General features: G+C 65.4%; 5 protein-coding genes. 2 read left to right on the top strand and 3 right to left on the bottom strand.

Translation table 11 applies throughout. The annotated features are described in order from the left end of the window. Positions 1-72: 72 nt before the first annotated feature. Positions 73-222, bottom strand: a complete 150-nt coding sequence (locus LG634_RS08765; protein WP_226733100.1) for a hypothetical protein — start codon at positions 220-222, stop codon at positions 73-75. Positions 223-570: 348 nt separating this feature from the next. Further along, the gene (locus tag LG634_RS08760) at positions 571-1,338 is read right to left on the bottom strand and encodes a calcium-binding protein (protein WP_226733099.1); all 768 of its coding nucleotides are present in this window, start codon (positions 1,336-1,338) and stop codon (positions 571-573) included. A gap of 402 nt (positions 1,339-1,740) precedes the next feature. Between LG634_RS08760 and LG634_RS08755 the strand changes: the two genes are divergently transcribed. Together LG634_RS08755 and LG634_RS08750 are read left to right on the top strand one after the other, a co-directional pair. Next, the gene (locus LG634_RS08755; RefSeq protein WP_226733098.1) at positions 1,741-5,325 is read left to right on the top strand and encodes a LamG-like jellyroll fold domain-containing protein; all 3,585 of its coding nucleotides are present in this window, start codon (positions 1,741-1,743) and stop codon (positions 5,323-5,325) included. A gap of 207 nt (positions 5,326-5,532) precedes the next feature. Beyond that, positions 5,533-12,396: a polymorphic toxin-type HINT domain-containing protein gene (locus LG634_RS08750; RefSeq protein ID WP_226733097.1), complete on the top strand. Its 6,864-nt coding sequence runs from the start codon at positions 5,533-5,535 to the stop codon at positions 12,394-12,396. Positions 12,397-12,868: 472 nt separating this feature from the next. On the opposite strand, the gene LG634_RS08745 is transcribed toward LG634_RS08750, so the two are convergent. Next, a protein-coding gene (locus LG634_RS08745; RefSeq protein ID WP_308072377.1) for an IS3 family transposase occupies positions 12,869-14,052 on the bottom strand; the annotation gives its coding sequence in 2 pieces (ribosomal slippage) (positions 12,869-13,765 and positions 13,768-14,052; 1,182 coding nt in all). Between the last annotated feature and the right edge of the window lie 1,100 nt (positions 14,053-15,152).

Raw genomic sequence — 15,152 nt, 5'->3', positions numbered from 1 at the left:
AAACGGCAGAGAACCGGCCTCCGCCCATCCCGGCACCGCTCGCACGCAGGTGTGAGGCCTGCGCGGAGCCGGTCAGAAGATCTTGCTCACCTTCTGGTCGTAGTCGATGCCGTAGCTGTGGGCCGGGGAAGAGGGGTCTCCGGAGACGTTGCCGGCGGAGATCAGGGTGGAGAACTGCTTCCACCAGCGTCGATCTTGATGCGGCCGTCGGCGATGTTCCAAGATCGGCTTCGCCGTTGGTCCAGCGCGGTTTCCGGTCGACGGCGCCGCAACGATCAAGGTCGACCCGGTGACGTGTCCGAGCGTCCGATTGGCCCAGTTGAACCACCGGTGTCTCGTCGTGCGGCCAGGCGTCCGTGCCACAGGGTCGAACCATGGAGGGAACGCGAGTGCGGGAGCCGGTGAGGGGCTGTCTTCCTTGGTCCCGAGTGCTGACCGGTACCGCAGAGACCAGTGCAGGCACGGCCTACACCGGCTGGCAGCGCCTTGACGCTCCAGCGTCGGGGCGGCGGGTGCGGGGCGCTCATGGCCCGGACTCCGCCGTCCCGTCGTTGGTTCTGCCTTGTGCGGTCAGCGTACGTCGACGAAGTCGCCAGTGGAGTTGACTGCCGCAGTGCTGGTGGTGCCGGCGTACTGCCAGCGCCAGGTGCCGTCCTTCGCCGCGGTGGCAGTGGTGCGGAGCTCGCCCTTGGCGTCGGTGGTCACAGTCTTGACGGTCGTGTAGGCCAAGGCGCCGGCGGCGCGGAACTGGAGGTTGACCTTCTGGCCGGAGTAGCCTCGCATGGTGTGGGTCTCCCAGTTGGCCCGGGTGAGCTTGCCGGTGACCGAGAGCGGCTTGCCGGTGCGGGCGGGCTCAGGGGGCGCGTTCACGGTGATGTGGGCGGCGCGCTGGATGCGGGTGGTGGCAGCGACGTCGTCTGCGTAGTAGTCGTCGTCCTTGCCGTAGGCGACGGCCACGAGGGACCAGTGTCCCGCGTCGGCGTGGGTGAAGTACCCGGCATCGACTTTGTACTCGTGCACGCACCGCGAGGTGGTGGCAGTCAGGGCCGTGCACTCGCGCGGGCCAGAAGCCGTCAAACCGGCGTCTGGGTTGTTGAGCGGTCCTCGGTACAGGACCGTATTCAGGCGGTCGACCCCGGTCGGATCGGAGGCCTTCACGCGCACGGTGAATGCGGCGGCCCCCGAAGGCCCGACGACGATCGGCTTGCCGCCGTTGATGGAGGCGGCCAGCACCTTGGCGTCCCCCTTCTGGGTGTCGGCTGCCGCAGGCAGCGCGATCACCCCCACCACGGCCAGTGCCGCGGCTGAGGCGGCGGTGAACAGAGCTGGTCTGGGCATGGTTCCCCCACGGGTGTTTCAGAGTGTGCAGGCATCGCGCGCGAGAGCCGCGTCGAAGGTCCTGATCATCTAATCACCCTTGGGTGGAGGTCCAGCAATGACCTTTGCCGTCTGGCGACCGCGTTAGCGCCGGCGCAAACGGCTCTTCCTCGCGCTGCCTCGAGGTGACGCACGGCAAGGGTGGTGTTGATCACTTTGGGAGGTCGTTGGGTGCACCTTCGGTGCAGATTCGGTACTTGAAGTTCCGTTTTGCGCTCGCGGTGTAGGTCTGAACCAGCGGTCAACTGGCAGTAAGGTCGCGTCGCCGATTGTGACCATTTCGGATTGTGAGACTGCAAATTGAAGACACGGATGCGCCGGCGGAGACCGGCGCAGGGGGTAGCGGCCGCGACGGCTGTTCTGATGACGGTTCTGGGGTTTGGCGGCCAGATGTTGCCGGCTGCCGCCTCCACGCTTCCCTCGGATGACGAGTCCGACCAGACCATTTCAAGTGCCCCTGCCAATCCGGCTGAACGGGGTCTGGCCTATTGGGGCGACGATCCGCTGCCCCGCCCCACTGCCGAGCAGAAGGCGTCGGAGCGTGCTGCCAAGGAGGGGCGACGTGTCGAGGTCACGAGCCTGACCGACGGCTCGACGCAGGTCTTCGCCAACCCTGACGGCACGTTCACGGCTGAGGCCTCGCCCGTGGTCGAACGCGTGAAGCGTGGCGATTCCTGGGTGCCGATCGACACGGACCTTGTCGAGCGGGCCGATGGCCGCCTCGTCCCGACGGCTGCGCAGGACGTTGTGCTATCCGGCGGCGGCACGGCAGCACCGCTTGCGACCTTCAGCCGTGAGGGCACTTCGTACGAGCTGCGGTCACCTTGGCCACTGCCCGAACCGAAGATTTCCGGTTCGCTCGCTGTGTACGAGTCCGTCCGGCCCGACATCGATCTGGTCGTGCAGATGAGGCCCGATGGCTTCACCCACAACCTTGTCGTGCACACGCGCAAAGCCGCGAGCGATCCTGCGCTGAGGTCGATCAAGTTCCCGCTGAAGACTTCAGGGCTTTCTGTCAGTGCTCACGCCAACGGCACGACCTCCATGGTTGATGCTCGGGGCAGTGTCGTTTTTTCCAGCAGCGCCGCGCTGATGTGGGACTCGGCGCCTGCAGCAACGCCGACACAGCCGGCTTCCAGCATGCAGAAGACGGCGATGCGGGCCGCCTCCTCTCAGGCGGCCGCTACCGAGATTGCCGATAGCGAGCAGAACCCTGTGCTGCCGGACCCCGGGTCCCAGACGGCGGTTGCCAAGGTGGCGCTCTCCACGGATGCGTTGTCCGTCGCGCCGGATCAGGAGTTTCTGGCCCACCCGGACACCAGCTATCCGGTGGTCATCGATCCGCCGTCGACTCCGGGCACCCTCACCGGCTGGACAACACTTTGGTCGAACAGCCCCTCGACCTCGTTCTGGAAGACCTCGCACGCCCTGGGCGTCGGTTACGACGCCTACGTGGACAACAAGAAGTCCAAGTCGCTCTACCAATTCGACACCCGTGGCGTGGTGGGCAAGAAGATCCTCGGCGCGCAGTTCACGGCGTACGAGATCTGGTCGGCCAACTGCACGAAGAAGGACGTCAGCCTCTACCGGACCAGCCCCATCTCGTCCGGCACTACCTGGGCGTCCAAGCTGAGCTGGACGCAAGTAGACACGAGGTCTGCCGCCAAGGGATTCTCGGCCAACTGCCCGGATGGGGATGTCGAATTCGACGCCACCGCTGCAGTCGCCCACGCGGTTGGGGCCAAGTCCGCGACCACCACGCTTGGCCTGGCCGCCAGCGAAACCGACCCCTTCGCCTGGAAGCAGTTCATCTCCCCGGCCGACGATCGGGTCCTCAAGGACCCGCAGCTCAAGCCGCGGCTGCGCATCGACTACATCTCGCTGCCGGACGAGGCACCGCGATCCGTGAAGATGTCGTACCCCAGCATGGCGTGCTCCGCCAAGAGCACCCCTGCCGTGATTCGCACGACCACGCCGCGCCTGACGGGCACACCGACTTCCGTTGACGCCGGCAACGCGCACCTCAGGCCGGTGTTCGAGCTGTACGACAACACCGACGGCGGTCTGGTCGAGACGCTGGCCCCCGACACGTGGACGGCCTCGGGTACCGCAGGCAGCGTTCCCACTCGCACGCTCGAAGACGGAAAGCTGTACGGGTTCACCGCCCGCACTGAATACCGCTACCCGTACGGCGGGAAGATGCTCTCGGTCAAGGGCCCGTATTCTGCAGGCTGCTACTTCAAGATCGACACCAGCGCCCCGCCCAAGCCCAAGGTCACGTCCACCCCGTACACAGAGTGTGCGGGAACGTCGTGCGACGCTGACCCTGAGACCGGCAGTGTCGGGATGACGGGCACGTTCAAGATCGCAGCTGGCGCGAGTGATGTGCGGCGGTACGACATCTGGCTCGGCGGCGTGCTGTTGGAGAGCAAGACGTTCGCCACGAACACGGCAAGCTACGAGATCAAGATCACGCCTGACCGGGCCGGCACCAACCAGCTCCGGGTGCAGACGTACGACCAGGCCGGGAACGTCAGCGAGACCGAGTACTACTTCTTCAATGTCGCGCGCCCATCAGGTCCCGTCACTGAATGGCGCTTCGACGAAAACGCCGGCGTCTCGTCCGTGAACTCTGCAGCCACGAAGTACCCCCTGACGCTGAGCCAAGCGTCCTGGTCCAAGCACGCCCGCCTGTCTTCAGGCCTCAAGGGCACCGGATCCAACGTCTACGCGGCGACCACCGGCCCTGTGCTGAACACCGCGAACAGCTTCTCCGTCGGCGCTTGGGTGAAGCTGAACAGCAAGGACCAGAGCACCATCGTCCAGCAGCAGGGTGTCAACGCCGGCGCCTTCCAGCTGTACTACTCCTCGGGCTACGACCGGTGGATCTTCAATCGCTACGGCAAGGACGAGACCTACTCGGCTTCCCTGCCCGTCGCCCGGGCGATCTCGCAGCGCCCGCCGGTCCTCGGGGCGTGGACGCATCTTCTCGGCGTGTACGACCTCAAGGAAGGCAAGATCCGCCTGTACGTGAACGGTGCGGAGCAGGCGGAGACCGCCTTCACCACGCCGTGGCAGGCGTCCGGCCGAGTGGAGGTAGGCGGCTGGGACGGAGGAGTCCAGCTTTCCGCGGACGTCGACCAGGTCCAGCTGTGGAATCGGACGGTCTTCCCCTACGAGCTGGGTGACGTGGTCAACGCCGAAGACCCGCAGAGCGGCCATCCGCGTGCAGCTCAGCTTGCCGCCTGGGAAGCCAATGAGACCAGCGGCTCCGTCGGCGCCGACAGCTCCGGGCGAGGGAACAAGCTGACGCTTCAGCCCGGTGCTGTGTTCCTCGGAACGAGCGATTACGGGCGTGAGCGCGTCGTCTCCCTCGACGAAGCGAAGGGCGGTCACGCCACGTCGCCGGTCGTGCTCGACAACGCAGGCAGTTTCACTGTCGCCGGCTGGGTGAACCTGGCTGCCGATTCCACTCTCGACGACACCTCTGTTGCGCACTCCGCGTCTGTGTTCGCCCATCCGGGAGCCCAGCGCGACGCCTTCCGGCTGTGGTACAGGCAGGAAGCCGGCGAGACCACCGGCACATGGCGCTTCGGCACCTTCGCCACCGACGTCCTCGAAGGCCCCGGCGCATCCGTCACCTCGGACGCGGTGAACTCCCCGACCGGGTGGGTGCACGTGGCCGGCGTCTACGACTCCGTCACAGACTCCCTGAAGCTGTACCTGACCGGTGAGCGGCAGGGCGCCGACACCGGCGTCGCCTCGCAGGGTGTCTTCCAGCCCTCCGGTCCGCTGAACCTGGGCCGCGGTCGACGCCACGACACGGGAGCCTTCGGCAACCACGTCGCGGGACAGCTCGACTCCATGCAGGTCTACGCGGGCGTCCTGTCCGCGACGCAGATCAAGGAACTCGCCCGCAAGGACGAGCCGCCCGTGCCGATCGACTGACCTGCCACCCCTGATTCAGCCTTACCCCTGAAGGGGTGCGCGCCGCCCGGCGCGCACCCCTTTCTCGCAGCGCCCTGGCGTTGTCCGGGGCGCGCTCTGTTGATCATCATCAGGAGAATCCAAAGAGTGTCCAGCACACGACTCGTGCTGAGCTCATGGGCCTGGAGCAAGGCAGGACGGCGCAGACTTGCGGCCGTCGCCTTCCCCGTGAGCACAGCCATCATCACCACCTTGCTGGGGGCAGCCCCAGTACAGGCATTCGAACGCGAACACGGCGCACTGGCCAAGGCCCGCTACGGCAAGGCCGAAATATTCAAGGCCAAGGGCCAGGCCATCGCAGATCCCACGGTCGCCGGAGAGCGTAAGACCCGGGAGAGGCTGGGGCGCAAGGTCGTCTGGCCTGCAGCTCTCTCGGCGGAGGTAGCCCTGCCGGCAGTCGGCAAGCCCGCCACCCGTGCGGCGGGGTCCCCGGTAGCGCTGTCCCAGCCCGTCGCGGTAGTGCCGCCCAAGGGAGCCTCGGCACCCGGTGCACGCCAGGCGGCCCGCAAGCCCGCGCCTGCACCTTCCAAGGCGCGTGTGACGGTCCTGGACCGGGCCAAGACAGCCAAGCTTGGCATCCAAGGGGTGGTCCTGACCGTAGGCCGGGCCGATGGGAAGACCGATCCGGCGGACGTGTCCGTCAGCGTCGACTACAGCGGCTTCGCACACGCCTTCGGCGGCAACTGGTCCCGCCGTCTCCGCATGGTGCAACTGCCTGCCTGCGCACTCACCTCACCCGAGAAGCCTGCCTGCCGCACGACCAGCCCCGTGCCGACGCAGAACAGCACGACCCTGCAGAAGGCCACGGCTCAGGTCAGCACCGGCAAGGCCGTCAAGGGCACCAGCGCCCTGTCGGTCGTGGCCCTGTCCGCTGACACCAATTCAGACCAGGGCACCTACGAAGCGACTCCACTGTCCCCGTCCTCGACCTGGACGGCCGGCGGCTCCAACGGCGACTTCACCTGGTCCTACCCCCTGGACACCGTTCCCGCCGCCGCCGGACCGCAGCCGAAGCTGTCGATCAACTACTCCGCGCAGAGCGTCGACGGCCGCACTTCCTCCACCAGCTCGCAGTCCTCCTGGGTCGGTGACGGCTGGGACCTGTCGACGTCATACGTCGAGCGCTCCTACACCACCTGTGATGACGACGGGCAGGACAAGAAGTACGACCGCTGCTGGGACGAAGAGAACGCCTCGATCGTCCTCAACGGCAAGTCCAGTGCCCTCATCAAGGACAAGACCACCGGCAAGTGGCACCTGCAGGGCGACGATGCCGAGCGTGTGACGCTGGACACCGACGCGGTGAACGGTGACGACGGCGACGCCGCAACCGAGAAGACCAAGGGCGACAAGGGCGAGCACTGGACCGTCACCAGCCCGGACGGCACCCAGTACGTCTTCGGCAAGAACAGGCTTCCCGGCTGGACCGAGGGCAAGCCCGAGACGAACTCCGTCTGGACCGTGCCCGTTTTCGGCGACGACTCCGGCGAGCCCGGCTACTCCGCAGCATCCAGCTTCAGCGGCCGCTGGAAGAACCAGGCGTGGCGGTGGAACCTCGACTACGTCGTCGACCCGCACGGCAACGTCATGACCTACTGGTACGAGAAGGAGACCAACCACTACGCCAAGGCGGGCACGACCGGCAACGGGACCGAGTACGTCCGTGGCGGCTACCTCAAGCGCATCGACTACGGCCAGCGGTCCGACGCGGTCTTCTCGACCACCAAGCCCGCGGGCGCCCGCGTCAAGTTCACCGTTGCCGAGCGCTGTGTCCCGGTGGAGGACAAAGAGCCCTGCACCTCGATGACGCTCACCAACCACACGGCCTGGCCCGATGTGCCCTTCGACCAGATATGCAAGAAGGACACCCCCTGCACCGACCAGTCGTCCCCGTCGTTCTTCACCACCAAGCGCCTGACCAAGGTCACCACCGAGGTGTTCGACGGATCCGGCACCGGCGCGGACAGCGACTACCCGGACGTCAACGGCTGGACGCTCGACCAGAAGTTCCCCGCGACCGGTGACGGCGCAGACCCGCCGATGTGGCTCAAGAGCATTCAGCGCACCGGCAAGCGCGGCACCGATCTGGCAATGGACCCGATCACCTTCAGCGGCGTCCAGATGGCCAACCGCGTGGACAAGACCAATGACGACGTGCCAGCTTTCATCAAGTGGCGTGTGCGGACCGTGACGTCCGAGACGGGCTCCGTCCTCACGGTCACCTACGGGGACCCCGAGTGCATAGCCGACACCAACGTGCCGGCTCTCACCGAGCTGGACAAGAACGCCAAGCGCTGCTACCCGGTGAAGTGGATTCCGCCGTCCAACCCCACCCCGGGAACGAATCCGCAGCCCCGCACGGACTTCTTCCACAAGTACAACGTCCGCCAGGTCACCGAATCAGACCCGACCGGCGGTGCTCCGCTCAAGCAGACGGACTACACGTACCACAACGGCGGCGCCTGGGCCTACGACGACCAGTCGCCCATCACCGAGGACAAGTACCGCACGTGGAGCATCTGGCGCGGCTACGGCAAGGTCACCACGACGACCGGTGAAGCGGCAGGCACACGGTCCCGCCAGGTGACCACGTACTACCGCGGCATGGACGGCGACAAGCAGCTCGCCCCCGACACCACCCGCAAGGCAACCGTCACCGACTCGACCGGCGCCGTCGTCACCGACGAAGACCAATTCGCCGGCCAGGTACGCGAACAGATCACCTACAACGGCACCACCGGTTCGGAGGTCTCCGGCACCATCAACACGCCGTGGTCCAAGGTCACCGCGACCGCCACGCACGAAGGACGCACCCTCAACGCCTACTTCGTCCGTCCCGGCAAGGAGGTGAAGCGCACCGCGACGCCCACCGGCGCCACCACCAGTACCACGGTCTCCACCTATGACGACAAAACCGGGCTGGTCACCTCGGTGGAGACCGACGCCGCAGGCAAGAAGGAATGCGAGCGGACGGAGTACGCAGCCAACGAGACCTCCTGGATGGTGAACTACGTCAAGCGCGTGGAGAAGGTCTCCGTAGGCTGCGACGCTACGGTCAACCGCACCGGAGACCCTAAGACGACACACGTCCTTTCCGACCTGCGGACCCTGTACGACAGCGGCGCCTGGGGCAAAGCACCCACCGAGGGCGATGCCACCTCGGTTCAGCGCGTCACCGGCTACAGCGGGACCACGCCCGTCCTCCAGACGACCACCAAGACCAGCTACGACAGCCTCGGTCGCGCACTGGACATCTGGGACACCAACGGCGTGCGCATGAAGCACACCGAATACACTCCCGCCGACAGCGGCCCGCTGACCCAGACAAAGGTCAGCAACGCCCTCGGCCACACCGTGACCACCGTCATCGACCCGGCATGGGGACTCAACCTCAGCCAAACCGACCCCAACGGCAACCGGACCGAACTCGCCTACGACGGACTCGGCCGCCTCACCAAGGTCTGGCTCGCCGACCGCGACCGCGCCGCAGGCCAGACCCCCAGCAGCACATTCGAGTACAACCTCAGCAAGACCAAGGCATCCTCAGTCGCCAACAAGTCCCTCAACAACGACGGGACCACCTACCAGACCACCTACAACCTCTACGACGCCCTCCTGCGACCGAGGCAGACACAGGCACCCGGCGTCGGCGGCGGCAGGGTCGTCTCGGAAACGACATACGACTCCCGCGGCCTCGCCGTGGAGACCGCTGCCGGCTACATCGACACCACCGCACCCTCCGGTGACCTCGCCACCCTGATCACCGCATCCCCAGCCGGAACCCAGACCGTCTTTGACGGAGCAGGACGACCGGCCCAGGAAATCACGCTGGTCCGCGGTGCCAGGTACGGAGTGACCAACCACACCTACCAGGGCAACGTCACCACCGTTGAGCCTCCGGCCGGAGCCGCGGCCATCCGCGAGGAAGTCGACGCCCGCGGCCGCCTGATCGAAAAGCGCGAGTACGCGGGGAACACCGCGGACAACTCGTACACGGCCCTCAAGTACACCTATGACCAGGCCGACCAACTCGTACGCGTCGAAGACTCCAACGGCAACGCATGGAAGTACGAGTACGACTTCCTGGGCCGGAAGACCTCCTCGACCGACCCCGACGCCGGCAAGAGCGCCTCGGAGTACGACAACCGCGACCAGGTCGTCGTCACCAAGGACCCCCGCGGCCAGATCCTCAGCCTCACCTACGACGAACTCGGTCGCCCCACGGGACGCCTCTCAGGCCGCATCCCCGTGGTCAACGGCACCCCGACCATCGACGAGTCCAAATACCTGGCCCGCTGGAGCTACGACACCGTCAAACTCGGCCGCCCCACCTCCACCATCCGCTACGTCGGCGGCAAGAGCGGGAAGATCTACGCCACCACCAACGCCGCATACGACAAGCTCTACCGTGTCCTGAAGGAGCAGTACACGGTCAGCACCACCGAAGGATCACTCGCCGGCAACGGCACCTACACCGTCCAGAACGCCTACAACCTCGACGGCACCCTCCAGACCCGGACCATCCCGGCCATGGGCGGCCTGGCCACCGAAACGCTCAGTTACGGCTACAACGAGCAGCGCCTCCCGACCACCCTGGAGGGCCTGACCGGCCTCGTCCAGAACACCGACTACCTGCCCGCAGGCGAGCCGATCCGCACCACCCTCGGCGTGTCATCCGCGGCCAAGTGGACCGACATCAACCGCACCTACGAGGACGGCACCAAGCGGCTGGCCCGCCAAACCGTCACCTCGGAGACCCACTCCGGAACCGACGCGGACGTCCACTACGCCTACGACATCGCCGGCAACCCCGTCTCCGTCGAAGACAAGGCGACCACACCCGTCGACCGCCAGTGCTTCACCTACGACGGCAACCGCCGCCTGAAGTCAGCCTGGTCGGCCACCGCCAACTGCACCACGGCCCCGGCAACCGGCAACGTCGGAGGCCCCGCCCCTTACTGGAAGACCTACACCTACGACAGCGCCGGCAACCGGAAGACGGCAACCGACCACCTCGCCGCCGGCGGCGCAGCAACCACCACCTACGCCCACGACCACAAGACAGGCACACTTCCCCGACCGCACCTTCTCTCCGCAACCACCACCACACCCGCCAGCGCATCGCGCCCCAACACCAGCTACACCTACGACGCAGCCGGCAACACCGTCACCCGCACCACCGGGACCAAGACACAGACCCTCCTGTGGGACGAGGAGAACCGTCTCACCAAGGTCACCGAAGCCGACAAGACAGAAACGTCCTTCCTCGACGACGCCGAAGGCAACCGCCTCATCCGACGGGACAGCACAGGCACCACCCTCTACCTGGGTGAAACAGAGCTCCGACTCGACAACGAGAGCGGCCAGGTCGAAGCCACGCGCTACTACAGCCACAACGGATCCGTCGTGGCCATGCGCACCCCAGCAGCCCTGACCTGGATGTCCTCCGACCACAACGGCACCGGCACCCTCCAGATAGACGCCGCCACCCAGGCAATCACACGACGCTACTCCCAGCCGTTCGGCGAGACGCGAGGCAAGCCGGCAGCCGACTGGGCCGGCGAGAAGGGCTTCGTCGGAGGCACGGAAGACCCCACGGGACTCACCCACCTCGGAGTCCGCGACTACGACCCCGCCATCGGCCGATTCACCAGCGCTGACCCCATTGCGGACCTCAAGGATCCGCAGCAGATCAACGGCTACGCCTACAGCAACAACAACCCCGTCACCTTCGCCGACCCGAACGGCAAGTTCTGGGACACCATCATCCAGATCGTCGTGGCCGTGGTCAGCGTCGTTACCACCATCGTCGGCGGCACTCGAGGTGGCGGCACCATCCGATACACCTCCAGCGGCTCCGGAAACCACGGCAGCACCTCCAGCGGCAATTCCTGCACCACCTGGACAATCCACTGCTCGACCGAACCATCCAACCCGAAGGCCGAAGGCAAATGGACCGACTTCGTCGTCAGCGCTATCGCTGAAGTCGCCCGGGGAGGCGCCGGCGCAGCAGACGTAGCCAACAACGTCAACCCGCTGAAATGGTTGAGTTGCATCGCCTCACCGAAATGCGCCAACCCGACCTCCGATGCACTCGACAGTCTGATCAGCTCGTCCGGACTGGAAAACGACACCAAAGCCAACGACTCCGGCAAGATCGCAGGCTTCGTGGCCACCCTATTCGGCGGAGAAGCTGGTGTGGCAGCAAAAGGCCTCGTGAAGGGCGCAAAGAAGGGAGGCTCCTGGCTTTCTCGACTCTTTGGGCGCTGCAAATGCTTCCCATCAGGTACGCCAGTATTGCTGGCTGACGGAGCAACGAAGAGTATCGAAAAAATTAAGGTCGGTGACGAAGTCCTTGCCGAAGACCCTGAGACAGGGGAAAAGGGTTCACGTCGCGTCCTCAAGCTCATCGTCACCGAAAGTGACAAGCACTTCAATGAGCTGACGGTCGATACACCCGGCGGCCCTGAAGAGCTGACCGCAACCGTTGAGCACCCCTTCTGGTCGCCCTCCGAGGCTGAATGGGTCGATGCCGGTAACCTGAAGCCGGGCATGACCCTACGCACTAGCACGGGCTCGACGGTCACTGTCAAGGTGAATCGCCCCTACACCCAGCACGCACGTACCTACAACTTCACTGTTGACGACCTCCACACGTACTATGTGCTGGCAGGGGCCACGCCGGTACTCGTTCACAACAGCAACTGTGATGTTCCCTCGGGGTCGCTGAGCGGACGGAAACTCGCTGACAAGTTGCGCAACGAGTCGGCCGGGTCTCCCTTCACGGAAAGTGGAGAATTGACTCCTGATGCCATCGCGAATTCCAGACTGATCATGCGCGGGAGCGATATGGGAAATAAGGCTCTGCGGGCAAGATTCGAGGAGCGTGGGGGTGCTGCGCAATGGGGCAAATACAGCTCTGAAACCCACCAAAGTCCCTACGGGGACTATCAGGTTCATTATTACATGAATCGCACATCAGGTGAGGTCATGTATGACTTCGACTACAAGGCAGTGATGAACCGCCGCTAGGGGGGCTTGTGAAGGTTACGTTCGTCGATACCGAGAGTGCTGGACCTGGTATCCACCAAGGCGCACACACCTTGCGGCCTGATCGTGAATACGTAGTCCTGGGTGTCGAGTGTCAAGCGGAAGGGCCGAATTATTTCCGGATTGAGAGTAAGCGGGGTGAGCTTCCTCCGTTGCTCGATTCTCGCCTCTTCGAAGTGGTCGATGCACGCATAAGCCCAACCTGGACCGCTCGTATCGGATGGGATGGGTCGGTGTCTATGCAGCCGAACGAGTGGCAAAGAGATGCCTTCTGGGAAGAATTCACCAACGGTGATGCTCAGGCCATAGAGGTGTACGAACGATGCCGAGACCTTCTGTATGGGGAGGCGTAGCCTCCGTCTGAGTTTGTAATCGCCTCAATCTGTAGCGGTTGCAAATCCAAAGCCCCGCCAGGTATGTCCTGGCGGGGCTTTTGGGTGCCTTGACGGCAACGTCAGCGGACGACGGCTGGGGTGGGCGGGTCGTCCGGGGTGTCGGTCGAGCCGAGGATGCTGCCGAGGGTGTCGATGGCCTGGCGTTGGAGGCGGAGTCGGACGTGGGCGTAGACACCGGCGGTGACGCCGATGTGGGCGTGGCCGAGGAGTTCCTCGCGGGTGGTCCAGCGTCGGCGGTCGAGGACGTTCTTCTGCAGCAGGCTGAAGAAGGACTCCATGGCCGCGTTGTCGCCGGCTGCTCCCACTCTCCCTATCGATCCGGCCATCCGGTGGCGTTCGAGTGCCCGGACGAATTTCCTTGATCGAAATTGCGATCCTCGATCGGTGTGCAGGATGCATCCGTCGACGTGTCCGCGCCGGGCCACGGCGTTGTCCAGGGCGGTCACGGCCAGGCGGGACTTCATGCGCGCGTCGATGGAGTAGCCGACGATCCTGTTGCTGAAGACATCCTTGATCGCGCAGAGGTAGAGCTTGCCGTCGCCGGTGGCGTGCTCGGTGATGTCGGCGAGCCACAACCGGTTCGGGCCGGCCGCGGTGAAGTCACGACGGACGAGATCGTCGTGCACCGGCGGGCCGGCCTTCTTACCGCGGCCACGTTTCTTGCCGAACACACTCCACCAGCGGTTGTCCCGGCAGATCCGCCACGCCGTCCGGTCCGCCATCGCAGCCCCGGCACCGCGTGCCTCGTCGGCCAGGAAGCGGTAGCCGAACTCCGGGTCCTCGCGGTGGGCGTCGAAGAGCGCGTTCGCACGATGCGCCTGGGTGAGGACGGCGTCGGCCACCGGCTGGTCGAGCCAGCGGTAGTAGGGCTGCCTGGCGAGCTTCAATACCCGGCACGTCACCGAGACGGGCGTCCCGTCCGCGGCCAGCTCCTTCACGAGCGGGTAAATCCTTTTCCCGGCAGATGCGCCTGCGACAGGTAGGCCGCGGCCCGCCGCAGGACCTCGTTCTCCTGCTCCAGCAGCTTGATCCGCCGGCGTGCTTCGCGTAGCTCTGCGTTCTCCTGGCTGGAGGTTCCCGGCTTGGCCCCGTCGTCGATGTCCGCCCGGCGCATCCACTTCCACAAGGTCATCGGGTGGACACCGAAGTCGGTGGCGACCTGCTCGACCGTCACACCCGGGCCACGATTGCGCGCGACCCGCACGACGTCCTGGCGGAACTCTTCCGGATAAGGCTTCGGCACAGCGACATCCTTCCCACCCGCCCGACAGGGCAAGCCAGTTCAGATGTCACCCGATCGTGCGGCAGACCCCTGACCTATCTGAGCAATGCGCAGGTACGAGGCGCCACACGATGCGGTGAAGAACTGCCGGAGCGTCCCGAAGTCTCCTTCAAGCTCTGCTAAGTCTCAGCTGACGGCGTGCGCCTGTCGGGGACGGTGTGCCGCCACTAACCACGGGGCTGGACTGTGCAGATTGGTTGAGTACTGCGCAGATTCACTGATCCGTGACATATACAGATACTTGAACCGATCCGCACCAACCCCTTGATTCCAGATCTTATCCAATACGAAAAGTGAAGCATCCTGGTAGGAAAGAGCCACCAGGCTTCGCCAGGGAGCTCTCCCGGCAGTCTCAGCCGGGGGAGCGTAACGACCGCCAACCGGGTACCCCAGCCGGCCCTGCCCTGGAGGCGCAGCCGCAAGGGGCCTGTGGTTATCGGCTCCAGTCCAGGCCCACGGTGTCTGTTTTCAGGTGCTGCTAGGTGGGGGCTGAACCCACACTGCCCCGGGACCTCATTTGCCATCGTGCAGACGGTTCGTCGTCTTCGTGGCGGAGGTCGTAGTAGGCGAGGATTTGGCCCTGCTTGTCTCGCAGTTCCAGCTGTGCTGGGTACTCGACTCCATGGGGCCACGTGACGTGGCGGGGGAGGGTGGGTTCACCGTCCTGCTCGGGGTCTGACGGTGCGTTGCTTGCTTCGGACATGACTGGTCCCTTTGGTTGAGTGGTTGCGGCGTGTCCACCCTGACCTGGGACTTGGGCCGGTCTCCAGCGAGGCCCAGGGTCGTTCGCCCGTACGAGTCCTAGATGGTGCAATCGGCCTAACGGGGAAACCTTTACTCTGCTGCCAGCCGCCCCGCGTCAGCGGGCCGCTCCTGGAGGCGGAGCCGGAAGGACCTCGGGTTGGGGGGAGCGGAGCGGACCCACTGAGACAGGCCGAAGGCCTGGACCCCGTGAAACGGGGTCACCTCCCGCGCGGAGCGCGGGAGCTCTCAGGCCGACGAAGCCGGCCACCTCGGGTGGAGCGCAGCGGAGCCCGAGCCAGTCCGGAGCGAAGCGCAGG

This window comes from Streptomyces bambusae (genome assembly GCF_020532645.1).
GTDB classification, from domain to species: Bacteria; Actinomycetota; Actinomycetes; order Streptomycetales; family Streptomycetaceae; genus Streptomyces; species Streptomyces bambusae.
This window is presented reverse-complemented; position numbering and strand designations above follow the sequence as displayed.